The sequence below is a fragment of the Sporosarcina sp. Y838 genome (genome assembly GCF_056786515.1).
This window is the reverse complement of the sequence record NZ_JBXCJD010000001.1, coordinates 1-24,781: the sequence shown is the minus strand read 5'-3', so window position 1 is coordinate 24,781 and position 24,781 is coordinate 1. Positions and strand designations below refer to the sequence as shown.

Genomic DNA, 24,781 nt, shown 5'->3' with positions numbered 1-24,781 from the left:
TAAGATTAATTCCATTGAACCAAGTCAAGTTAGTCACCATGTTAAATTGCCGAACCCGCGGTCCCTTTCGACAACTTCTCAGAAATCGTCAATACAATAAGAATTAATACGATTTGTAACACGCCATACGCACAGGCCGTGCCGAATTTGAATGCATACATCTTCTGAAAAATCGCCACCGATAGAGGCATCGTCGATGTACTATAAATAAGAATCGACGCAACAAACTCCCCAATACTTTGAACAAAGGCGAGTAATGTACCCGCTAAAATCCCCGTCAACGTCAACGGCAGTACGATTTTGCGGAACGTCATCCACCAACCTGCGCCGAGACTCCTCGAAGCCTCTTCAATCGACTGATCCATCTGCATTAACGATGCTGAAGTCGAACGGAAAACGAGCGGCAAATGTCGAATGAAATAAGCGAGCGGCAATATCCAGAACGTCCCAATCAATACTTGATTGAAAGCGAAAATGTTTTCCTCACTGAATGCGGCAATCAAATTCACCGCAACAACTGTACCAGGGAGTGCCCAGGGAACCATTATTAAGATATCAAGCAATGTCTTTCCTTTAAAATTGAGCCGTACCATTGCGTAAGCTGCCGCAACACCGAACACAATGTTTCCGAGCGTAGCAACGAAGCCCATTTGCAAGGAGTTCCAAATTGGCCTCCATGTCCGTTCATCTGTAAATAATGCAATATAATGGTCAAATGTATATTCAGGCGGCAATACTTGAATTGTCCACGTACCGTCCACCGAAAACGAAATGAGAATTAACGTTAATATCGGCAACATTAAGATGACAACACCCGAGAATGATAGAAAGACTGCGATAATTTTCATGAACTTTGACTTTACTTCGGAACGATGGACACTGATCCCTTTACTTAGGTTTTGGTAATTCCGCCTGTTTTGATACCATCTCATGATGATTAAAAACGAAATCGATACGAACGATAAAATTGTCGATTGCGTCGCCGCCATATCTAGATTTCCATTGGTTCGCGATAAGTAAATTTGCATCGTCATCGTCCGCTCCACCCCGAAAATGAGCGGTGCTGTGTACGACGCCATTGAAATCATGAACACAAGTAGCGCTGCAGCAACAATCGATGGCGTCAGCATCGGCAAGATAACTTTCCGCCAAATCCGAAGTCTGCTTGCGCCAAGGTTTGTCGCCGCTTCTTCGAGTGACGGATCCAGCCCTTTAATTGCCGCAGAAGCGGTCAAATAGAAGTACGTATACATCGTAAACGTATGGACGACAATGACGCCCCATACCCCTTTCAGCGCAAACGGTACTTGCTCTAGGTTTAATATATGCTGGAGACCGCGGGGAATAATCCCGCTTTCCCCATATAAAAACGTAAACGATAACACACCAACAAGCGGCGGCAAAGCCATTGGTACCAGGACGAGAACGGACAATATACGCCTCCCCGGAAAGTTGTACCGTTCCAGTAAAAACGCCATCAAAACGCCGACAATCGCACACGTAATGACACTGATAACCGAAATATACACACTCGTCCAGAGCGCTTCCAGATTGGCTGTACTTTCAAAACTGAAAAAACGTTTGTAATTATTCAGTCCCGTTTCACTGCCGAAACTTTGGATGAACGTCTGGTAAAACGGATAGATAACGTAGCCGAACAAGATGAGGAACAATGGTGAAATAAGGACATAAATGAATGATGGCGACCGTGTAATGCGAGCCCACAAGCTATCTCGCGACGACTGGATTGTTTGCTTCTTCATTCGCTTAGCCTCCTATTCGCCAAGAAAGTAAAGGCTTCGGGCCGGAATGTTCAACTGGATCGAATCCCCGATTTCCAACAGTTTTCCGCCTGTATTGATGAACATCACTTTGAGCGTAATCCCTGGAATATCCACCATATAATTGACACTTAGCCCAGTGAATTCAACAAATGTAATTTTCCCAGTCAGCGTATTTTCTCCCTCGCCTTGACGAATGGATTCGGGACGAATTGACACATGGATTTTTCCCCCTTTATGCATAGGAGCCAGTGGAGAACTATTTTCCAAAAGTCCCGTTATCAAGACGCCGTATTCATTTTTCACGATGACTTTTTCGCCATCGATTGACATGATGGTCATTTCCATCGTATTCGATTCGCCGATGAAGGATGAAACAAACCTGTTCACGGGTCGATTGTAAATCTCTTGCGGCGTGCCGATTTGCTGCACATAGCCGTCCTCCATCACCATGATCCGGTCGGACATCGCCATCGCTTCCGTTTGATCATGTGTAACATAGACCGTCGTCACACCAAGTTCCGCCTGCAAACGTTTGATTTCAATCCGCGTCTCTTCACGTAGCTTCGCATCCAAGTTAGATAAAGGTTCATCGAGTAACAATATATCCGGTTTAATGACGAGCGCTCGAGCCAACGCGACTCGTTGTTGCTGACCTCCGGAAAGTTCATTAATTTTCCGATCACCGTACTGCCCAAGCCGAACAAGCCCCCTGACCTCGTCCACTTTCTCCTTTATTTCCACCTTGGAGAACTTCCTCACTTCCAAACCAAACGCAATATTTTCATTGACCGTCATATGCGGAAAAAGCGCGTAGTTTTGAAATACCATGCCGATGTCGCGCTTATTTGGTTGCAATCGTGTCACGTCACGCTCATCGAAATAGATTTTCCCTTCCGTCGGGTAATAAAACCCTGCAATCATACGAAGCGTCGTCGTCTTTCCACATCCGCTCGGACCAAGAAATGTGAAAAACTCGCCAGGCTGTATGTCGATATTCAACCCTTTCACGCCATGGACTTTACCGAATGTTTTCGTGATATCTGTTAGTCGAACACCCTTCATCCCGTCACCCCTTCCGAATTGATACAGTCTCTATGTAGAGGAAAGACCTCGAGATTAATTACCCGAGGTCTTGCTGGTTGAACTGTTAACGAACACTTATTTTCCTTTGCCTTTGATATTCGAATCCCAATGCTCCATCCATTCCGCTTCTTTTTCAGCCATTACTTCCCAGTCAATATCAAGTGCCTTCAAATCAAGATCCTGATACCAATCCGGCATATCTTCTTTGGCAATATCCGATCGTGTCGGAATCTGATACAATTCTTCCGCAAGTTCAGCACGAACCTCCGGATCAAAAAGGAACTCATAGAATAATTTCGCATTCGCTTCATTTTTCGCATTGTTGACGATACCAACCGCATCGACGAGAATCGGAGCGCCACTTTCCGGATAAATATAGTCGAACGGCTGGTTGTTCAACTTACTTTGCAGCAAAATATCTTGCAAGTTCCATAACGAAACCGTTCCTTCTTGACGTACCAACTTCAAATAGAGGTTCGTCGGATCTTGTGCATAATCTTTCGTATTTGCATCCAATTTACTAAGCCATTCATACCCCTTTTCAGGCGTATCCGCACCTTGGCGATAAATCATCGATGAGTAAATTGTACGCATCGTCCCGGATGCAAGAACCCCGCGGATGACGATTTTATCTTTCCACTCCGGCTTCAACAAATCATCCCAATCTTGCGGACCTGTTTCTTGCGTCAACACATCGCTGTTAATCATAATTACTTCTGGCAATAGCATTTCTCCATACCATCGACCTTCAGCATCTTTATATTCTGCTGCAATCGCATCGTCAAATGACGGCTTGAACGGCATAAGCAGATCTTCATCCGCAGCAACCATCATTGCGGATTGTGTACCACCCCACCAGAAATCCGCTTGCGGGTTCGCTTTCTCACCGCGGACCCGTTCAAGAATTTGTTGCGCCCCCATCGTCAAGTTGTCTACTTGGATATCAGGGTATTTTTCATTGAACATCCCGACAACCTTCTCAACTACGCTTTCATCACGCCCAGTGTAAATAACGAGATTTCCTGAACCGCCCTCGTCTTTCACCACTTCATCGTTCTCTTTTGTATCATCCTCCGTCGAATCTTTGCCGCATGCAGCCATGGTTAGGAGAAGCAGAACGAGAAACATGGAAAAGATGCTTTTTTTCTTCAATCAAAAAACCCCCTTTTGATTATCGTAAACTGTTGCACAGTGCCAAAGTGTCAAACTAAATCTGCTGTTCTACCACTATATGATTACGGAAAGAGAAAGATTTTCATTAAGTTTAAATTGGAAAAGCAGTACAGTCAAATATATTAGTCTATTGTGAATGTTTTGTTATAATAGGAGGTGTAAGAGGAATAACTATACAATTACCGTTTATTTGCATAAAAAGATAGCGAGAAGGGGTTGGAAACCGCTATTTTCACTGGACTATTTTCGGTCCGCTTTTGGCGAATTAATCACAACAGTTTTACCGAGGGGCAGGTGTGGCAAGAAGTGACTCCGTCACTTCTTGCCACACTCTTTTCGGTTATCCTGTTATGTTTATTAGCCTGCCGCGTTCCTACACTATTCAAGTGAAAAATGCAGTTATCTTGAAAGAAAAGAATAGATGATCTTCTATAAAGAGTGTAAGTGCCCGAAGATGAAATTTCGGGCACATGAGCACGTTGTGCATTTTGTTCTCTGCATACTTTGAGCAAAGATTAAGTGATGCTCTAATAAGAAGATGACACTTCCCTAAAATAAAAATAGAGAAACTATAGTAGAAGACTGGAGCGGTCAAAATTGTATCTTTGACCGCTTTTCTCCATGTGAGAAGCAATCTATTCTTTCATCCCAAAAAGCTTCGGCACTATTTGTAGCTGTACTTTTGGAGAGCGACGGATGAACAATCACCATACGATTACCGAAAATGATAAGTAGGGATGCGACTTCGTCGCATCCCTACTTATCAAGACATTGGATAATCGTATAGAAGTCGTTCAATCCAAAGCGATCCAAACATACTCTGCACATAGTGCCCAATCTGCGAGCAAACCTAAATCGAGAAGTCTTCCGGAATGAAAACACGCAGCTGATTCGGTTTGATATATACATCTTCACCGGCTTTCACATTAAGTTCCCGGTATCTCTCTTTCGTCAACTCGGCTTCGAGAAATTGATCGTTATCATGTCGTTTTAACTCAACTTGGACAGTGCGCCCCACGACATGTACATGGATAACTTTCGCTTTAACCGCTTCCGTATCTGTTCCCTCTCGCTCAATCGTCACATCATGTGGCCGAACATAACCAATAGCCAGCTTGTTTTCAGCACTATCTAGGTCAGCGGCACCCATATCGACATGGACATTGAGTAGCTTGCCATTTTGCAAGCGCCCGTGGAACAAGTTCACATTTCCTAGAAAATCATAGACAAATGGACTATTTGGATGATCATAAACTTCTTCTGGCGTGCCGATTTGTTCAATCTTCCCTTCATTCATAACCACTATCCGGTCCGCTACGTCAAGCGCCTCTTCCTGATCATGTGTCACAAAGATGCTCGTAATATTAAATTCATCATGCAATCTGCGCAACCAACGTCGCAGTTCTTTCCGTACTTTTGCATCGAGTGCGCCAAAGGGTTCATCGAGCAACAGTACTTTTGGTTCTACTGCTAGCGCTCGAGCTAATGCAACACGCTGTCTTTGCCCCCCCGACAATTGGGATGGATAACGCTTAGCAAATGCGTCTAACTTCACAAGCCCAAGCAATTCATTCACTTTCGCAGTAATCTCAGCTTTAGTCGGACGTTCTTTTTTGGGTCGCACTTTCAATCCGTATGCGACGTTGTCAAAAACCGTCATATGTTTAAACAGAGCATAATGCTGAAAAACGAAGCCAACCTTTCGTTCTGTCGTGCGAATATGGGTCATGTCTTCCTCACCGAATAACACGACACCATGATCCGCCTCCTCAAGGCCTGCAATTATGCGCAGTAGCGACGTTTTACCTGATCCGGATGGTCCAAGCAATGCCACGAGTTCTCCTGTTTTTATGTCGAGGTTAATATCTTTTAACGCATCAAACGAGCCAAACTTCTTCGACACTTCTTCTATTTTAATACTCATGTAGAGACCCCCTTTTCTATCCCTGCTTACTTGTTTTCCATTCAATGAAATTCTTCAAGACGAGCGTTAGAATTGCTAAAATGGACATCAGAGATGCAACAGCGAACGCCGCCGAAAATTGATATTCATTGTACAAAATTTCAATATGTAATGGCATCGTATTCGTAAGACCGCGAATATGCCCCGAAACAATCGAGACAGCACCAAATTCACCGACTGCACGCGCACTACAAAGTATGACGCCGTATAATAATCCCCATTTTATATTCGGTAACGTGACATGCCAGAATGTTTTCATCCCCCCCGCTCCCAGTGTTAAGGAGGCTTCTTCTTCTGCCGAGCCTTGCGCCTGCATAAGTGGGATTAGTTCACGTGCGACAAACGGAAATGTGACGAACAATGTGGCAAGCACAATGCCCGGAACGGCGAAAAGAATTTTAATATCATTTTGAAATAAAAATTCACCGAACAACCCATGCGCACTGAATAATAGAACGAAAACGAGACCTGCAATAACCGGTGAAATTGCAAACGGTAAGTCAATCAGTGTGATTAAAAGGCTTTTACCTTTAAATTCAAACTTAGTAATTGCCCATGCGGCCGCAAGTCCAAAAATCGCGTTCAGTGGCACCGTAAGTATGGCGACAAGCAACGTTAATTTGATTGCTGATAGGGCGTCAGGATCTGAAATTGCAGCTAAATAAACGCCTGCTCCCTTTTCAAAAGCTTTTATAAAGATGGCGACAAGCGGTAATACCAGAAATAACAATAAGAATCCAAGCGCAATCGCAATTAGTGGAATTCGAATCCAAGGCTGTTCTTCTGTAGTTCGTTTACTCACATTCTTACTACCCAACTGCATCTGAATTTGTTCTGCCATGGAATCCCCTCCTAATTATGAACTAATTTCCGATTTGTCCACCATTGCACTCCGTTAATAAATAGCAATAGCACAAATGAGAATACGAGCATGACTGCCCCAATTGCTGTCGCACCAGCATAATCATATTGTTCCAGTTTTGTCATAATAATGAGCGGTGTTATCTCAGTCTTCATCGGCATATTACCTGCTATGAAAACAACCGAACCGTACTCACCAATCGCACGGGCAAATGCCAAAGCAAAACCTGTCAACGCGGCTGGCAAAATTTCCGGAACAATCACTCTCGCAAATGTTTGAAAGCGATTCGCGCCTAAAATAGCAGATGCCTCTTCCATTTCGGCTTCAAGATTTTGTAGAACCGGCTGTACCATTCGTACGACGAATGGTAAGCCGATAAATGTTAATGCAATCGTAATACCGAGCGGCGTAAACGCTACTTTAAACGATAAAAACTGACCGATCCAGCCATCCTCTGTATACAGTGTTGTTAATGCGATCCCTGCAACAGCCGTAGGAAGCGCAAATGGTAAATCTACCAATCCATCAATGATGCGCTTGCCAGGAAACGAATATCGAACGAGTACCCAGGCAATTAACACACCGAATACCAGATTGATGCAGGCCGCTGCAAATGCGGTGCCAAAGCTTATTTTGTATGATGCAACGACGCGTGGTTCTGTTACCGTAGCCCAAAAATCTGTCCAGCCCATTGATGATGTATTAATGAAGACCATGGAGAGCGGAAGCAAAACGAGCAAGCTGAGATACAGCGTCGTGAATCCGAGAGACAGCCCGAATCCCGGCAATATACTATGTTTCTTAAATCTCCATTTCTTCGCCATTCCTTCACCTTCAATTCTGTAATTAAATGTTGTTCAATGCCTTTAATTTATTTGTTGGATTCATTATGCAGATTCACTACTGTAAGTAAATTTCATCGAAGGTGCCGCCGTCATTAAAGTGTTTTTCCTGGGCTTCTTTCCATCCGCCGAAATCATCGTCAATTGTAACGAGATTAATCTCTGGGAATACATCTGCATATTTTTTCAATACCTCTGGGTCACGTGGACGATAGTAGTTTTTCGCAGCAATTTCCTGTCCAGTTTCTGTATACAAGTATTCCAGATAGGCTTGTGCGACCTCTTCTGTGCCTTTTTTCTTGACGATTTTATCCACTACTGCAACTGGCGGCTCCGCTAAAATACTGAGTGACGGGACGACAATTTCAAATTCACCTTTTCCAAGTTCATTCAACGTTAGGAAGGCTTCATTCTCCCAAGCAAGTAATACATCTCCAATGCCTCGTTCAACAAAAGTTGTCGTAGAACCACGAGCTCCAGAATCTAGTACTTCAACGTTCTTATAGAGATCACCGACAAATTCTTTTACTTTCTTTTCATCTCCATTAAATTTCTTATCCGCATATGCCCAAGCCGCCAAGTAATTCCAACGTGCGCCGCCTGATGTTTTCGGATTTGGTGTTATGACCGATACGTCTTTTTTCGTTAAGTCATCCCAATCTTTAATCCCTTTTGGATTGTCTTTTCGAACTAGGAAAACAATCGTTGAGGTGTAGGGTGTTGAGTTATTTTCCAATCTAGTTTGCCAGTCTTCTGCTAGTAGGTCACGGGCGGCGGCGACTTCGTCAATATCGTAGGCAAGTGCCAGTGTGACAACATCTGCTTGTAGACCGTCAATTACCGCTCGACCTTGTTTTCCGGAACCACCATGCGACTGCTGAATAGTCACTTCCTGGCCGGTTTCATCTTTCCAATGTGCAGCAAATTCTTTATTAAACTCCTCATATAGCTCACGCGTTGGATCGTATGAGACGTTTAAAAGCTCAACTGAATTCTTTTGGGCAGAGGCTGTTTGATCCCCGCCTTCCTCCGTGCCACCACATCCTGTTAAAATACCTAACATTGCAGTGATGCCTACCATGAAACGGATTGTCGTCTTCTTCTTCATCCCAATAACCTCCTTTTTAAAAATCAATTACGCCTCCGCGTAATTGCGTCCAGATTTTGAATCGAGCTTGCTCGATTGACTCCTTTCAAAATCTGTGACATCCGCCGGAGGCTTTATCTTTCTTCAGTAGGTGTTTGGACACCTGCTGAAGAAAGATAAAAGGCTCCCAACTTTAATACTAGTTGAGAGCCTTCGGTTAACCGATTAGCCACTTTTGTTACCTATTCAATTCAGAAAGAGATACATATGCAGGCTGTTTAACCAATCCACATGGGCCGTTTTCAATAACCAAGTAACTTGATATGTTTTATTTGATTAACTGGATTATAGCGCATCATCTCTTTCCTGTCTAGCGGTTTTTAGAAAAAATAATTCTTTTGGTCTTTGTTTTCAGTTTTTCTTGTCAAACCTTGAAACTGACAATTCACTGGGTTATTTTCGGTCTGCTATCGGCGAATTAATCACGACAGTTTTACCGTGAGGGAAGGATGGCTAGAAGATGTAATTTCGGGCACTTTCGCACGTTGTACATAGTATTCTCTCCTTACATTTAGCTTAGATTATGTGATGCTCTATATGAAAGTGACAAATCCCTAAAATAAAAGTAGAGAAACTATTGAAGAAGGTTTGAGCGGTCAAAATTGTATCTTTGACCGCTTTTCTCCATGTGTGAAGAGAGTTATTCTATCGTCCCGAAAAGCTTCGGCACTACTTGTAGCTGTGTTTTTGGAAAGCGACGAATGAACAACTACCATACGATTATCGAAAAAAATAAGTAGGGATGCGACTTCGTCGCATCCCTACTTATTAAGACATCTCGATAATGCTATAGAAGTCGTTCAATCCAAAGCAAACATGTCCAATGTTTGATCAAGTTATCCACTGATTATTTTTAGTGAATCACCTAGTTAACGCAAAATGATAATACCTGAAAAAACTATATCCGCGGCATTTCATCCTTGGCAATCGCATCTTTATGTTCATTCAAATGGAAAAGCATAAACAGTATTCCCTTTCCGCCCGGTAGTTGTCACTGCCTGTGACAATGAATTCAGGATTGCTTCTTCTGTAACTTCAGCTGCACCCAGGAAAAAATCATTCATGATTGGATGATCGTCTCTCATTTGTTGTCTCGTTTCAACAGTTCCGGTTGAAAAATGCGGAATTTTATTAGCAGTTGAAAAGGCGATGACAATGTCGCCACTGCCATTACTGAAATGACTGCCCGTTCTTCCGAGCCCGATGCCACATCTTTTTGCTAGTCTGCGCAATTGTCTACTGCTGAGCGGTGCATCTGTAGCTAACACAATCATGATGGACCCGTCAGCTGGTTTCGGATAGCTAGGAAATTCCTGATTATCATTCAGTTTATATTTTTCATATTGAAAATCTTCTTTTCTGCCAAAGTTACTTAAAACTAAACAGCCGAGTATATAGGACTCCCCACTTTCGTCTTCATAGACAATTCGTGAAGACGAACCGATGCCACCTTTATATCCGAAACAAATCATGCCTTTTCCAGCGCCAACTGCCCCTTCCAATGAAGCATCAGTGGACGCTCCTTTGATAGATGCAATCGCGTGGCTTGGTTGTAGCGGCAGCTCGCGGATTGAGTTCAACCTGCTGTCATTACATTCCCCCACAACCAGATTAATGGTGCCAGTTGTATCCCCAATCTCCGAATTTTTATCTAACATATACTGTAGCGTCCCTTGTGAAACCGCGGGAACGCCAAACGTATTTGTCAGCATAATCGGTGACTCGATCTGGCCTAACTCATCTACTTGGACAAGCCCCGATGTTTTTCCAAAACCGTTCAGTACATAGCTTGCAGCCACTACTTTATGCATAAATAAATTGTCGCCATGCGGTAATATAGCAGTCACGCCCGTAGCTGCGTATTCATCTCCATCCAATGGATTATCCAGCGTTACATGTCCAACCTTTACACCTTCCACATCCGTAATACAATTCTTCATGCCGACTGGGAGACGACCAATCGGTATCCCTCTATCTCTGGCTTTTTTAGGTTTTTGTAGATTCAATTTACATCACTCCAAGTACGATTTTTTCTATTTCCCTCAAATATCTGTTGGGTCTTTTCAATCAGAATATACACATTATTATAAAGCCTATTTGTTGATAAGTGTTGAAGGTGAACAGCTTTATACCCACTTGAGTTAACGCAAAATACAGACACTTTTTCAAGCTTATATACGCTATTTCTCTCTGTGGATAAAGTTGTTAACAGCAAAAAAACCGTCTTTTCTATTTTTTCATGCATAATATGGTTGTTATGCACAATCTGTCCACTACAAATGTTGATAAGTCCAAGAGTTATAAGCCAGTAATAAAATCCAATTAGTCCTCGCTAGTTTCCGACTTTCTAACTATTATATAGAAAGAGAACAAAGACAAAAGGGGCATATTAACGATTGAAAAAATCCACTCTATTTTTATTACTCTTCATCGCAGCTTTTCCTTCATTCACAGAAGCTTCTACTACGAAATCGATAAAATTACCGAAGCTGCACCTGTGTTTGATCGATACCAAAAGGGTGCAGTTTTCGATAAAGGCACTTCACACACGGTAATGAATGAATCGGAACTTTTTTATCACACAGTACAGGCGCATAAAAGTGATAGCCGAAGCGTCTATCCTGGTTAATCCACATAATTCGGCAGTTTACTAATACGCCAACCGGACTTTTTCACGTATTCGTATGTGACTTCGAATTTATCGTAAGTACCCGTATAGCCTATCGGTACACTTAACTCAAATATATACTTGTTTTTTTTCGATTTCACCAACACTGCTGTTGCTACTTCCCACTCAAGAAGGGATCCTCCATCCGACTCGATTTGCGCCAACTTCTTATTTTGTTTAATAAAACCATGCTCTTTTATATAGCGTTTAGCAACTTTTTTTGTTAGCCACTTTTCAAGTTCAGCCCGTAATTCCTTCTTCGTGTCCAATTGACTGGCCATATATCGATACGTCTTCCCTTTATCATTGAACCTCTGATATTCCCCCTCTTCATAGACGCCGCCTGCCTGCACTAGACTTTCCGTCGCTGCCCATCCCGCCGCAATCTCCACCGCTTGTGCCGGAGGAACTTCAATTTTTGTGATTGTTTCATCACTCGTTTGTCGGCATGCAGTACACAAGAAAAGCAGAAGAGATATGCCAAGTATCCAACGTCTTTTCAACTTCATGAAACCACTCCTCTTTTTTTCATTCAATGAAATGGATGTACGGTTTTCCCAATGAAGTTGCAACACTTAGATTAAAGTCCTATGATGATAAACTTAGACGATTATATATATGCGGGACAGTAGCTAGGTAATTTCAAAATGATTCGAATGTAGCGGATAAATGGTGAAAATAAAAAAACGCAGTGCGCTTTATCTATGCGCATTGCGTTTTTACTCTCCAAAATGAAATAGCAATTCGTAAAAATGACGAATTACATGAAAGTTTCTCCATTGTCATAATTAACTTGCCATTCAATTCCAAACTTATCCGTTACCATACCGTAGCTTTTGCTCCAGAACGTTTCTTGAAGTTCCATGCCCACGTTCCCACCTTCTTTCAGTTTACCAAATATGGCGTTAATCTCATCCTGGTCTTTACTGACTACCGCAAGGCTTATATTGTTCCCCACAACAAAGGGCATATTGGGAAAAACATCTGAGAACATAACATTGCTCCCTTGAATATTTAAACGAGTGTGCATAACCATGTTTTTTGCTTCTTCTGGAAGGGGATATTCCGGATTAGGTGGTGCTTCTGCAAAAGTCATTATTTTGGGTTCTTCTGTTCCAAAAACCTCCGCGTAAAACAATACCGCTTCACGACAATTTCCGTTAAAATTTAGGTAAACATCAATAGCCATTCCATTCACTCCTTCAATTTACATTACATTTATTTGTCACACTATTATAACACTTCGATGATGTGGATGTCCTGTGGGTTGTCTAGAACTGGTGAGTGAGAGCTTCGCGGTTTATCTGGAGTGATTGGTCCTTAGGACTACATGAATCTGACTGAAGGTGGATGGTCAACCAAAGAAACTTAAACTGATTAAAGCGGTAGATTCTAATTCGGGTTTTGATTAATACATAATCATAAAAAGCAACATCCACAAACCGTCGATAAGTTTGTGGATGTTGCGCTTTCAATAAGAAAATTAGATTTGCTTGATGCCAAATGGACTATCCCGGAATTCGACTGATTCCAGGAATCCATTTGATTTCATTTTATCCAAAAATGCCATCAGTTCTATTTTCATTTCATATAAATCTATGTCTTTTAAGTCAACTTCAATTTGGTCATTTGGCGTTTCCATGGGCATAATCTCACTCCCTTCGAAAGAATGATAAGCAGGTAAATATGCGTTTCACTATACAGGAAATCACTTTTGGGCTGCGAACTCGTATTTCTTTATTCCTACTTTGGATAGTAGCTTTTTGTCTTTTATTTCGCATAACAGCTTCATCAAAATAAATGTCTTCAATTCGCATGCGTACTATCCCTCGCTCTCTTACTCAACAATATCATTTATATGGCTAGAATAATATTCAATTAAGTTGGGACATTTTTTTCGGAATTATGCATTTTTTGAGTGTTTATCTAATTTATTTCCCACATTAAAATGGTATGATTAATGCTACGTATGAACTATGATTTAAAAGAGAGGGATTCGCTAATGAAAGTTGGACATTTAATAAGGGCAGAACGAATCAGACAACAAATGAAACAATTAGTTTTAGCAAAAGGAATCTGCACGCCTTCTTACTTATCCAAAATCGAACGGAATTTGATATTCCCTAGTGAAGACGTCGTTACATTATTATTTAATCGATTAGGTATAGATCCTTCGAAGTTACAAAAAAATGATTTGCAAACTGAGCTAGATTTTGAAAGAATGCTCAATGAGACCTATAAAGAAGTAATTACGAGTCGAGACGTGAGCTTGACTAAACAGAAACTAGATTATCTACTGAATTGTAGTCCACTATTTGAAAACCAATCGCTCTACTACACTTACCTTCTAATCGTTTTACGGTTCCGAATCATTTCAGGTATGGATTTTGATGAACTAAAAAAAGAAATAAACTACTTAGAAGAATCATGTAAAGACTTTAATCCACGGCAAATTTACTTATTAACTGTAAATAAAGCAATCTATAATTATTCGATTGAAAATCGCAATAAATCGATTGAGTATTTCGAAAATGTGTTATTATTAATTGATGATATTTTACTAGAAGATTGGGAAAAAGCAGAAATGAATTTTATGTTTGGGGTAGTATTTACAGCGGATGGCCGAATTTTCACCTCCATTGAATATATTAGAAATGCACTCGAATACTTTAGAGAAAACTTTTTAATGAAGAGAGTATTAGAGTGCTATATACTAATTGGAATCACCAAAAAGAAAAATGAACAATTTCAAGAAGCATATGAATCCTATTTAAAGGCAATGCAAATATGTGATGAATTTAATTTGCACCACGAAAAAGGAATTGTTTACCACAATCTTGGTGCACTTTCCAGTATAATAGGCAATAGTGATGAAGCTATAAGTTACTATAAACAAAGTATTGAATATAAAAACAATGATGATGAACCACTAATTTCAATATTTTGTTTAGTAATTGAGTATTCAAAGCTAGATAATAAGAAGCTTGTTAATGAGTGGTGTAATGAAGGCATAGAATTGATTTCCCATTTAGAAGATAAATACGCCATTTCGTATTATCACCATTTCAATATATTCAAATCAATTTACAGTGAAAAAGGTTTGTCCGAAAAAATTGCCGAGGAAGCGATTGAGTACTTCAAAAAGATACAGGATTATCAATATGTTCATAAATACTGTATTGCACTCGCCGAATGGTATTACCGTAATCGAAAATATAAACTATCATCTATTTACTTTCAAGAAGCTAATAGATATGGATATTTATATAGAAAAATAAAAACATGGGAGGATTTATAATGAAGAAACTGTTATCTATTCTATTACTAGTTACAATTTTGAGTGGAGTTACTGTCAATCAAGCTTATGCTTCAAAAGATCGAGTTCCTGAGCTATTCAAAACATCAAGCTTCACAGTCGACCAAAGAGCATAAAAAAGAAGGAACAACTCTTAACGAGTTGTTCCTTCTTTTTTTATCGGCGGTACTAAAACAATACCAATCGACTCATCATGCTCCCTATTGCGTAGTCGCCTAAAAGGATATATAAAATGGAAAAAGCAATCCCAACAATGACGACATAAACGACTACACAGTAGAGTGGATCCACTGCCGATAAATCTTGTCGCACGAACTTGATAAGAATGTACAGTGGCACAATAAGAAATGCAATTAAAAGTGCGAAGGATAGCAATACGTTTCCGAACGCATACGCTTTTAACAGGAGGAAAATAAGTGCGATTAGAATGAGGAATGTCGATGGTATTAGCTGTGTTCCGTAAATGCCTGCAATGTTTTTTAAGGACTGATCGGGCCCAAGAAATTTAAGCGTGATAAACAATGAACCGATGGAAATTGCCGTACAACCCAAGCTAAGTAATAACGATTTAACCATAACCTCAACAAATGAAGCTTCGTAGGGAAACCCATAAATAAAAATTGGTATATTATTCATGAATGTGAACAAGAAAAGCCCTATTAATATTGATTGAATGACGATAGTAACAATGCCGTTTCTTAATACCTTTTCCCCCTGGTCCATGGCATCAGAAGGACGTTTCAAATGGTTTACAAAATAGACCCAGTACGCTTTCATGGCCACCTTGACCAATTCAACCTTTTCTATCGACTTTATGTCAGGTTTCGTTGCCGTTCTGCTCATTGTTTGCTGAACTTCGATGAATTCGATGCTTAATGCGTTTCCGCACGTTGCACAAAATTTCCCTTCACTTTGTTTATGTCCACAATTTATGCAGTGCAATCCGATTCCCCTTCACTTTTTACTTTCCCCCCTACTTGCTGCACTTTGCCTCCCCCTTCAGGCACACTATTTTCTAACTATCTTACACACGCATTACACCAATCTATTCTTCACCGCCCGCCTTATATGATTAACTAGCTAGCTCGATTCATATGTAGGCAAAAAAAAATTCCTTCAAGCCGCGGAATGGACTCAAAAGGATTTATTAACTAATTAAATCTTTCGACAAATTTCGCAATTCCAACAACTGTGGATAAGGTTATTAACCTTATACCCATGGCTAGCAATGCTTTGCCACTCATTACGAACATGTTTTGAACAGCTTATCCACCACCACCTGTGGATAAGAGAACGGTTGTTCTTAGTCCTAATCTTTGGTAGATTTAGTGTACAGCTTAGTTCTGCCCTATTCTCCAATCTATGTCTCAACATTTCAGTTTAGTACACATATGTTAAAAAAATCGGAGGTGTAATCCCAGTTGAAAAAATTACCTAATGACTTATTGATTAAATCTTACTTCAAAGCAAAAGACATTAAGTTAAATCCTCACTTTATCGAGTTGTTGGAAGAAGAAATTCATCGGCGTTCTTTAAAGATCTAATTTGACTTTTATCTGAATGAAAGAGGATAGCCCTCACAAAAAAGCACCAGGATTTCTACCATCTCATTGTTAAATGAGATTGCCGAAAACCCGGTGCTTACTTTTTTTTACTGAACGACTGTAATTGTTCTCTCATTTATATCCTCTACGAGTACGTCAATCTCTTCTCTACCCAGTTTGCACCCCTCTCCCCCTGTATATTGTTGTCGCTCGTATACTACTTTTAGACAGAGTCAGAGACGCGCCATTAAAATGGAAATCACTTAAGCGAGGAGAGATTGATATGAAAGTTTTCGACATCCATTCAGATCTTTTTACGGACATCGCATGGAGAAGGAGTAACGGAGAAACTGATGTATTCGACCGAATTCATTATCCGCAATTGAAAAAAGGCGGTGTCGATTCAATTTGTTGTGTAATTTGGGTTGAATCCGCTTTCCGTCAAGATCCTTTTACGCGTTTCCAGACGATTTTAAAGCATGTGTTGGATGATTTGCGTTCGTCTATACATGCTAATGTTTGCCTAATTACCGATGACATGAAAGACGCGACGCGTTCGGGGAAGATTAATCTCTTTTTAGGGATTGAAGGAATGCGTTTTCTTGAACACTGGGGACAAGATTCATTCGAAAGTAATATCAATGCCGCTTTCGATGAATTACATGCTAACAAATTCAGACAGTCCATTTTCGTATGGAATGAATGGAATCTTCTTGCAAGCGGTACGGGTTCAGCTGACGAACCTGCAAAGAGAGGACTGACAACTTTAGGTGAGCTCGCGGTACGGAAAGCGAATGAGCTCAATTGGATCCTCGATGCTTCCCATTTGGACGAAAAGTCTTTCTGGAATATGCATGCGATTTCCAATCAGCCAATCATTGCATCGCATAGCAATGCAATTGCCCTATGCCCGCATGAAAGGAATTTGACGGATGCTCAAATGAAAGCAATTGCCGAGGGCGGCGGAATCATTGGATTGAATGCGTTCAGTGGTTTTATCGACAAAGTGAATCCTACGCTGGACCGTTTTGTCGACCATGCGGTGTACATAGCGGACCTCGTTGGACCTCAACACATCGCGCTTGGTTTTGACTTTCTCGATTATTTGTCTGCGTATGATTTAGTATCCAAATCCCCGCGTACAGTCGGACTGGAGGACTGCACCAAAATTCCCGATTTGCTGGAACGCATGGCAGTGAGAGGTTTTTCCAAAAATGAGCTGGAGGGGATTAGCTTCGATAATGCTTTCAGCTTTATGAGTAAGAGGTTGAAATGAAGAGGTAATGTGTTGCGGACTTCTACTTGGCCACTTTCCTTTCGGTTCGCTTTAGACAACGTGACCGATACAGGATTATCGATAGACCAAGGGCTGAGAGTTGTGACTTCGTCACTACTCTTAGCCCTCTTTTCGGTAATCTTGTACCCGTTAGCTGTCCGTCGCTCCCTTAAAATGGGCTAGGTAAAAGGGTGGTTGCTTTTTAGAATGAAAGAATAGATGCTTCTCAATCTATTTTCAAAGCGCCCGAAGATATAATTTCGGGCGCTACCGCCACTTCTATGGTTTCTCCATCGCCAAGAAATAACCAGCGCAGGCGCGTAAAAGTGGTAGCCGAATCCTATTTTAACGGAATTTCTAACGTCTGGCTTTATTCCCCGAATTTAAAATCTACACTCCCCCTCCCTCTTTATGAAATTGCTTCCATCTTTCTTTCAATCCTGAGTCAATCGTGTTACATCACGTTTGACTCAGCGAATTGGTAGTATAATGGAATTAGGTCACTTTTAGAGGAGATTGATTATGAATAAGAAACGTTTATCCTGGGTGGATGTCACGAAAGGATTTTTAATGATTCTTGTCGTCATTGGTCATTATCCCGGTCAACTCGATTTTCCGCTCGCAAAATATATATATTGGTTCCACATGCCGGCTTTTTTCATTTTGAGTGGCTTGTTTTTCAAACCCGCGTTAGAAAAAGGGTTTATGAAGTTAACGATTCACAAACGCTTTATGCAATTAATCGTACCCTATTTGTTTTTCCTGTTAGCAATCACGACAATCCGTTATGGAATCGAAATTGGTTCAGGCAATATGGACCTGGCTTGGTATGCAAATGACTTTTGGACACTTGTAGTAGGCGGTCGTTTTGCACGTGGCGCATACGGTGTATTCTGGTTTGTAACTACACTATTCTTTACGTACCTTTTCTTCTTATGGATGACAAAATACTTTAACCGTACAAAACAGATCGTTATCTTATCGATTTTCTATATCGTTGCCCATTTTGAAAGCATTTTCGCCATGCAAGTCATAGGTGGTGCCCCAGATACAGCTTCTCAAGCGATTCCAATGATTTGGAACATTGATGTTGCGCTTATGGCGGTCGTCTATTTTGCACTTGGTTATTATTTGAAGTCGATTTGGATGAATGTCACGAAGTGGTGGTTACTCGCTGGATTGACTGTTAGTATATCAGCCTATTTTCTAGATGAATTCCATGTAATTGACTATCATTTGAGTATGAAATTTCTACGTTATGAACATTTCGTGTTAGATTTGATCATTCCATTGTCATTCACGCTCGTTCTGGTTGGCGTAGTTCAACTCATTGCTACTCGCTTGTCGCTCAACTGGCTACAATGGATTGAGAAACACTCACTGACGATTATGTACTTGCACATCTTTACAGATATTTTGTTAAATGATTACTTTACGTATGGAATTGTTGGATTCACAGCATTTGGATTAATCGTACCAATCGTTGTTTCCATCATTATTCAGAAATTGCTGCCGCACGGAAAACTGCTACTCGGTGGATTTTCACCGAAAAAGCGTACGCCTCCCGTTACAACTTAAATAGCTGAACCTCCGTTGACTAACTTGTTCAGTCGAGTAATACAAACTAAAGCACGAAAAAGACCGCTAATTCACATATGAATTAGCGGTCTTTAAAATGCCTATATATCACCATTTAAGCACAAATAACACCTTATTTCAACAATCAAATTGACACTCGTTTAATCAAACGTTCGGCATTGTTTTTCGCTTTCTTCTTGCGAAATATGTTTCTTTATTTTTACGTTTGTCACTTGTAACCCTGTTAGGTTAGAATCACTTACAGAAAAAGTAAGTTTATCATAATCTCCACCGTGTTGTCCTGAATAGTTTAAAGCACTAGCAAAAATGAGATGTCTCCTAGGATCCCCATCAATGGGTTCCATTCTGATTTTTGGACACATGAAAAATTCCGAATAAGATGGGCCCAACCGATATAAATAACGTGTAAACAATGCTTCTTCAAGTAACTCTTCTTTAGTAAGTCCGTCCACTTCTTTTCTCCACCCTACCATGAGCCAATCATAGAGAGATTGTGATTTTAATCGCACTTTTTGTCTATTTTCTGCAACGATTAATTCCCCTTCTTTAGCTGTGCAGGTTTTGCGTTTATTTTTAACTACACATGTATAAGCGGGTTCCATAGTGATCACTTCACCATTTGCCATTTTTAAAGTCAATTTATTGGATGGATTATCTACAGGTACCTCGGTTGTTCCTTTCACTCGGGCAGAGTTATTAAGCCAGTACACCACTTTTCTGAGTACACGTTCTTGAAAACCATCATTGATACTGAATACACGCTGAAGTCCGGAATTATTTTCAACTTTAATGTTTTCAATATCACTATGCTCTAATGAATGCGTCTTCAATTGTTCCAAAAAAGGTTGATTGGTATCCTTCTTTACTTCAGCCACTTGGCTAACCGAATTAATTAAATTGACATCAAAAAAATACTTATTAATATCTTGGTTAGGTGTAGCTTGCTTCGCAAAAACACCCGTATTATTTGCGAGAAATAGGATACAAAAAAGGACGTAGAGTGTTTTCTTCAATAGTGTCCACCTACCATTTCTTTAAAGGTATCTTTCCCGAATAATCTTCAACTATTCTGCCCATTAAAAATGCGCCTCTACTTGTTGTAGAAACGCACCCGTTTACTTAATAGCAAATGATCACAACCCGCTATTTCTCCCAAAGCTCGATAAGTCGACCTTCAGGATCTTTAATCCAAATAAACTTTCCGTATTCACTAACCTCTTTTTTCTTTTCAAGAAGTACACCAATATGTTCAAGATGCTTAATAGTCTCGTTTAGATCATGTACTTCGAAATTTAACATCACTTGTTGTTCTGTTGGAAAATAACTGTCATTCTCGGTAAAGAAAGAAAAGATAGTCTCATTTCCTAATTGAGGTTTAATCACAGTCCCATTCCAATTTTCTATTTCAATCTTCAACACTTCACTGTACCATTTTTTCACAACATCCATATTCTTAGTTCTCCAAAATATTCCTCCGAAACCTTTTATCATCGTATCTATCTCCTGTCTGTCTTTTAATCTATAGTTTTCGATTTAATGTAAAGTTTCTTCTCCTGCCACTAGGTTGGAACAAGAACAGTACTATGTTCTATATTCGGCCACAATAATACGAATACCTTTTTATTAAACAAAAGGAAATGGTTGAATCATTTCCTTTTAAAAGGGAAAGTCATGTCCATTGTCGAATAGATATTGATTGAGTAAATGAATGATTCCAACTTTTCTGAAATGAATGATGTGGTTATGTGAATTTCATACAAAATATGTTATTAGGGGTGCATGAATGATGAATAAACAAGTGAATGGAGCAAGTCTTAATGATGCTGTATACATCGGGATCACAGAAGCTGAAGCACTTACAGGCATACCAAACGCCACTCTGAAACGCTATATCCTAAATCACGCGCAATTCATCCACTTTAAGAAGATTGGAAGAGAATACAGAATCAGAATTACTGAAATAGAAAAGCTGAAGATTATCAGGAAGCTGTATAACGACGGTCATAAATTGGATGTGGTCAATGAGAGGCTCGAAACTGAAGGACTGCCCATCACCCTAACTTCCAATTCAGAAGAAGGTTTGAACCTGATTTCAGTTAATGAAGAAGTTGCCGAATTGAAATCTATGCTTGTATTACAGAATCAGCTACTTCAGCAAGTTGTTTTGAAGCTAGATGATGTTGAAAAAGAAAGGGTTGAAAGGGAACGGCTTTTGCTTCAGGAACTCCAAGAATCAAATCAGCTTTACCAGCAAAATATCGGGGAATTAAAGCTTTTGTTAAACCGTCACGAATCGGAAAGGGTTTCTAATTTACGATTAAGCATGGAAGAAGTTTCTGCAACTGTGGAAGGTATCAAAAAAGAAGTAGAATTGAAGGAGGAAGCAGCACGGAATAAAAGTTGGTGGCAAAAAATTTCAAGAAGGTAAAATAGGGAATTTCTTCACTTGTCAGTTACGATTCACCTAACGGATTTATGTAAAATTCCTTTTGCCCCTCTCAGCTGAACGCGTTATCCATTTACGACGTTCAGCTTTTCTGGTTTGAATTGATAAATTCTGCGATCCGTCTTCCTAAGATTGCGGAACCTTCTTTACCTGGATGTAACCCATCTGAAGTTAGTTGAAAAATCCCTTGCAAGTAGTCTGTCTCTAAATTCAAATCGCTCACTTCATGTAAATGAAAGCATGTAATCGCGTGTTCTTTACATCTATCCAAAATTGCATTGTTGTATTGGTCTATGGTGAGTGGATGGGTTTTCGTCGGTTTGGGTACGCGATTCAAAAGTGTACTGACGACGATAACTGCATTTGGAAATTTGGCTTTAAGGCCACTTAGTACAATGTTAAACGAGCCGTTAAAATCGGAAATCAACATACTGTCTCGGTCTCCAAGAGGAATTTGTGCTGCATAATCATTCGTTCCTATCAACATGAAAACAATATCCGCATCCGTATTCATCATTTGCCAACGCGACACAACAGGGGGTAATCTGTCATCCAGTCCCTCTCCCGGGTATAAATGATCCCGGCTTGCAATCGTTCCACCACTAATCCCATAGTTACGCGCAGTCCCAAGCTTTAAGGATTGATCGACAGTGGTCACATAAGTCACAAAGTTTCTTTTAGCGGTTCCGCTCGTAATGCTATCTCCTAGAAAGTTAACTTTCTTACCTGCCCAACGACTTTCGATAGGTTGTTGTTGTTGTTTTGTGAAGTGTTTTTTTATAATAGAACGAATGATTGGCATTCTTTTCAACCCCTCTGATAAATAAATGTCTAATGTCTAACGTCTAGTTTAACTTGAGCAAAAGAGGTCCGGCAACTTTCATCCGAACAAAGATCGTTTCTCCAATATCTTCACTGGATACGCACGTGGAAATGAACGCTGATTTATAAGTCATCGCACAAAAAACTCAGCCTTTTACTTACAAGGCTGAGTTCCATTTTTCACGCTGTTATTTCATTTGAAATATTACATACTATTATGTATGTATACCTACAATTTCATCAATTAAGCACTTTAATTTTAACCGTTTTACGTCCCCAGTTAAGGGCATCTTGCTCATTTTCCATAAAGACATCAATGGTATTTCCTTTAATCGCACTGCCTTTATCTCCAGCGATTGCTTCTCCATACCCTTCAACCCATACGCGCGTTCCAAGTGCAATTACGGAAGGGTCAACTGCGATGACCTTTTGGTTTGGATTTGAACGCAAATCAATTCCTGTCGCTGTTACGCCTGAGCATCCGTCGCAATAAGCTGTATACGCGGTCGCTGTCACAGTCATCTCTTTTGCTGCCGGTGAAGCTGCCGCTACTTTTGTTGTCTGTGCAACAGATTTAGATGAGGCAGGAGCTTTTGAACCCCCAAAGACTAACTTGTCGCCCGGATGGATTAAATCACTTGAAAGATTATTGCTCGTCATTAAAGCACCCACTGAGACGTTGTGAGCCCCTGCAATTTTGAACAATGTATCACCTTTTACGACGACGTATGTTTTTATCTTATCTTCTACTTTGTCTTCTATTTTAAGACGTTGCGACGGATAGATAAGAGTAGACTCTAATCCGTTCCAGGCCTGTAGTTTTTCGACACTGACATTCGCTTCTTGCGAAATAGACCATAATGTTTCTCCTGTTTCTACCGTATGAACGCTAGATGCAGATGCTTGACCTGCCGCCCCTATTGATAATCCTGCAATTGCCGCTAGTGCAATGATGTGTTTTTTCATTTATTGAACTTCCTCCTCTTCACTACCAAAACTTAGTATACCCCCCAAAGATTTCATTACCGTTGCAGGTATGTGTGTGGAAGATATCAATTGTGTGACACAATTCACCTCTTTGATTTATTTGAAACAATCTGTATAGTCGTCGGTAATTTTGCATATACTACTAGTCACAGAGACGCGGCACTTCTCTGTCCCGCGATAGGGGCACCTTCGACGGAAGCTGAAAAACAATACTACGCCAAATCCGACTGGGGATTACCCAGTAGTGCCGCAAACTATTATTGACCATTATAAGTTCGCTTTGTACTAAGCCAACCCTACACAATTAAAGACAAAATAAGCGCAAAGATAAGTGACTTCGCCACTTATCTTTGCGCTCTTTTCGGTCATCAAGTTACCGTTAATTGAGAGGTACCTGCGTCAGACACAAAGACAAACAATTCATATTTCCAAGTAATTATATTAAAAACAAGAAAAACCGCGTAGGTATTAATCTACTTTGTCTTATTATAGAATTGAGTTGTATTTACTGAATAGGTACTTAAAATTTAATAAGAAGCAAGAACAAACAATAAATAACAGACCAATATGTTGTGACCCCCTAAAGTTAGAGTTTTATATTATGCAGCTAATTGGCTGGTATGCAGACGGTATTGAACCGGACTCATGCCAGCTAATTTTTTCTTGATACGCTTGTTATTGTAATAAATGATGTAAGTCTCAATAACTCTTTTTAACTCCTCATATGTGCGAAGCACTACCCCATAATACATCTCCTGCTTCAAAAGACTAAAGAAGTTCTCCATAGGTGAATTATCTAGACAGTTCCCTTTACGGGACATACTTTGGAACACATGGTGAGTCTTAAGGGCCTTCACCCAATTTCTGTGCTGATAATGCCAGCCTTGATCAGAATGGATAGTGGTACGGTATTTTGAGTCTTTTACGATTTCAAGAGCGTCTTCTAACGGTTTTATCACAAATTCCAGAGTTGGATGCATATGGATGCCGTATGAAAGAATCTCTCCGTTATACATGTCCATAATTGGGCTGAGATAAAGTTTAAAGCCATCTGAACACTTGAATTCTGTAATGTCTGTTGTTAGCTTTTGATAAGCCGTATTTGTGTAGAAACGGCGATGAATAAGGTTTTTCGCAACAGCACCTACGGTGCCTTGATAGGAACTATAGCGACGAGATTTCCGAGTGAATTTCTCTACTTTGAGTCCGAGCTTCCTCATGATACGCTGAACTTTCTTGTGGTTCACTGATATACCTTTGTTTTTCAAC

The 24,781-nt window shown here is 40.3% G+C and carries 23 protein-coding genes; 6 read left to right on the top strand and 17 right to left on the bottom strand.

Annotated elements, in window-relative coordinates:
• Positions 1-41 precede the first annotated feature (41 nt).
• From AC1TO4_RS00115 to AC1TO4_RS00065, 11 genes are all read right to left on the bottom strand, one after another.
• The gene (locus AC1TO4_RS00115) at positions 42-1,763 is read right to left on the bottom strand and encodes an ABC transporter permease (protein ID WP_482103651.1); all 1,722 of its coding nucleotides are present in this window, start codon (positions 1,761-1,763) and stop codon (positions 42-44) included.
• Positions 1,764-1,775: 12 nt separating this feature from the next.
• Entirely contained in the window at positions 1,776-2,846 is a 1,071-nt protein-coding gene (locus tag AC1TO4_RS00110) for an ABC transporter ATP-binding protein (protein WP_482103650.1), read from the bottom strand.
• Between the two features lie 96 nt (positions 2,847-2,942).
• Positions 2,943-4,019, bottom strand: coding sequence for an extracellular solute-binding protein (locus AC1TO4_RS00105; protein WP_482103649.1), 1,077 nt, complete (start codon positions 4,017-4,019; stop codon positions 2,943-2,945).
• Positions 4,020-4,890: 871 nt separating this feature from the next.
• On the bottom strand, positions 4,891-5,964 hold the full coding sequence (locus AC1TO4_RS00100; protein WP_482103648.1) for a sulfate/molybdate ABC transporter ATP-binding protein: 1,074 nt from the start codon (positions 5,962-5,964) through the stop codon (positions 4,891-4,893).
• 16 nt (positions 5,965-5,980) lie between these two features.
• Positions 5,981-6,844, bottom strand: a complete 864-nt coding sequence (cysW, locus tag AC1TO4_RS00095) for a sulfate ABC transporter permease subunit CysW (protein ID WP_482103647.1) — start codon at positions 6,842-6,844, stop codon at positions 5,981-5,983.
• Positions 6,845-6,855: 11 nt separating this feature from the next.
• Positions 6,856-7,689: a sulfate ABC transporter permease subunit CysT gene (gene cysT, locus AC1TO4_RS00090; protein ID WP_482103646.1), complete on the bottom strand. Its 834-nt coding sequence runs from the start codon at positions 7,687-7,689 to the stop codon at positions 6,856-6,858.
• Between the two features lie 76 nt (positions 7,690-7,765).
• Positions 7,766-8,815 (bottom strand): sulfate ABC transporter substrate-binding protein, encoded by a 1,050-nt coding sequence (locus AC1TO4_RS00085; protein WP_482103645.1) that lies wholly within the window; start codon positions 8,813-8,815, stop codon positions 7,766-7,768.
• Between the two features lie 980 nt (positions 8,816-9,795).
• A complete protein-coding gene (locus AC1TO4_RS00080) occupies positions 9,796-10,794 on the bottom strand; it encodes a DmpA family aminopeptidase (RefSeq protein WP_482104029.1) in 999 nt (332 codons plus the stop codon).
• 685 nt (positions 10,795-11,479) lie between these two features.
• On the bottom strand, positions 11,480-12,031 hold the full coding sequence (locus AC1TO4_RS00075; RefSeq protein ID WP_482103644.1) for a DL-endopeptidase inhibitor IseA family protein: 552 nt from the start codon (positions 12,029-12,031) through the stop codon (positions 11,480-11,482).
• Between the two features lie 251 nt (positions 12,032-12,282).
• Complete coding sequence (locus AC1TO4_RS00070) at positions 12,283-12,711, bottom strand: VOC family protein (RefSeq protein ID WP_482103643.1); 429 nt, start codon at positions 12,709-12,711, stop codon at positions 12,283-12,285.
• A gap of 294 nt (positions 12,712-13,005) precedes the next feature.
• Positions 13,006-13,170: a hypothetical protein gene (locus AC1TO4_RS00065; protein ID WP_482103642.1), complete on the bottom strand. Its 165-nt coding sequence runs from the start codon at positions 13,168-13,170 to the stop codon at positions 13,006-13,008.
• Positions 13,171-13,524: 354 nt separating this feature from the next.
• On the opposite strand from AC1TO4_RS00065, the gene AC1TO4_RS00060 reads away from it, so the two are divergent.
• Both AC1TO4_RS00060 and AC1TO4_RS00055 read left to right on the top strand, forming a co-directional pair.
• The gene (locus AC1TO4_RS00060; protein ID WP_482103641.1) at positions 13,525-14,820 is read left to right on the top strand and encodes a tetratricopeptide repeat protein; all 1,296 of its coding nucleotides are present in this window, start codon (positions 13,525-13,527) and stop codon (positions 14,818-14,820) included.
• The gene (locus AC1TO4_RS00055) at positions 14,820-14,954 is read left to right on the top strand and encodes a hypothetical protein (RefSeq protein WP_482103640.1); all 135 of its coding nucleotides are present in this window, start codon (positions 14,820-14,822) and stop codon (positions 14,952-14,954) included. The genes AC1TO4_RS00060 and AC1TO4_RS00055 overlap by 1 nt, the downstream gene beginning before the upstream one ends.
• 52 nt (positions 14,955-15,006) lie before the next feature.
• On the opposite strand, the gene AC1TO4_RS00050 is transcribed toward AC1TO4_RS00055, so the two are convergent.
• On the bottom strand, positions 15,007-15,780 hold the full coding sequence (locus AC1TO4_RS00050) for a hypothetical protein (protein WP_482103639.1): 774 nt from the start codon (positions 15,778-15,780) through the stop codon (positions 15,007-15,009).
• A 479-nt stretch (positions 15,781-16,259) separates the two neighbouring features.
• Here AC1TO4_RS00050 and sda point away from each other — a divergent pair, with 479 nt between their 5' ends.
• The 3 genes from sda (at position 16,260) to AC1TO4_RS00035 (ending at position 19,236) form a co-directional block, all read left to right on the top strand.
• Positions 16,260-16,382, top strand: a complete 123-nt coding sequence (sda, locus tag AC1TO4_RS00045; RefSeq protein ID WP_482103638.1) for a sporulation histidine kinase inhibitor Sda — start codon at positions 16,260-16,262, stop codon at positions 16,380-16,382.
• Positions 16,383-16,665: 283 nt separating this feature from the next.
• A complete protein-coding gene (locus tag AC1TO4_RS00040) occupies positions 16,666-17,658 on the top strand; it encodes a dipeptidase (RefSeq protein WP_482103637.1) in 993 nt (330 codons plus the stop codon).
• A 522-nt stretch (positions 17,659-18,180) separates the two neighbouring features.
• A complete protein-coding gene (locus tag AC1TO4_RS00035; RefSeq protein WP_482103636.1) occupies positions 18,181-19,236 on the top strand; it encodes an acyltransferase family protein in 1,056 nt (351 codons plus the stop codon).
• Positions 19,237-19,397: 161 nt separating this feature from the next.
• Here the strand turns inward: AC1TO4_RS00035 and AC1TO4_RS00030 are convergent, their stop codons facing one another.
• Both AC1TO4_RS00030 and AC1TO4_RS00025 read right to left on the bottom strand, forming a co-directional pair.
• The gene (locus tag AC1TO4_RS00030; protein WP_482103635.1) at positions 19,398-20,270 is read right to left on the bottom strand and encodes a hypothetical protein; all 873 of its coding nucleotides are present in this window, start codon (positions 20,268-20,270) and stop codon (positions 19,398-19,400) included.
• A 130-nt stretch (positions 20,271-20,400) separates the two neighbouring features.
• Complete coding sequence (locus AC1TO4_RS00025) at positions 20,401-20,748, bottom strand: VOC family protein (RefSeq protein ID WP_482103634.1); 348 nt, start codon at positions 20,746-20,748, stop codon at positions 20,401-20,403.
• 292 nt (positions 20,749-21,040) lie between these two features.
• Between AC1TO4_RS00025 and AC1TO4_RS00020 the strand changes: the two genes are divergently transcribed.
• A complete protein-coding gene (locus AC1TO4_RS00020) occupies positions 21,041-21,685 on the top strand; it encodes a hypothetical protein (RefSeq protein ID WP_482103633.1) in 645 nt (214 codons plus the stop codon).
• Between the two features lie 100 nt (positions 21,686-21,785).
• Here AC1TO4_RS00020 and AC1TO4_RS00015 read toward each other — a convergent pair whose 3' ends face one another.
• The 3 genes from AC1TO4_RS00015 to AC1TO4_RS00005 all read right to left on the bottom strand — a co-directional run.
• Entirely contained in the window at positions 21,786-22,505 is a 720-nt protein-coding gene (locus AC1TO4_RS00015) for an SGNH/GDSL hydrolase family protein (RefSeq protein ID WP_482103632.1), read from the bottom strand.
• Between the two features lie 260 nt (positions 22,506-22,765).
• Positions 22,766-23,491 (bottom strand): 3D domain-containing protein, encoded by a 726-nt coding sequence (locus AC1TO4_RS00010; RefSeq protein ID WP_482103631.1) that lies wholly within the window; start codon positions 23,489-23,491, stop codon positions 22,766-22,768.
• A 620-nt stretch (positions 23,492-24,111) separates the two neighbouring features.
• On the bottom strand, positions 24,112-24,781 hold a 670-nt coding region (locus AC1TO4_RS00005), incomplete at its 5' end, for an IS3 family transposase (RefSeq protein ID WP_482103630.1).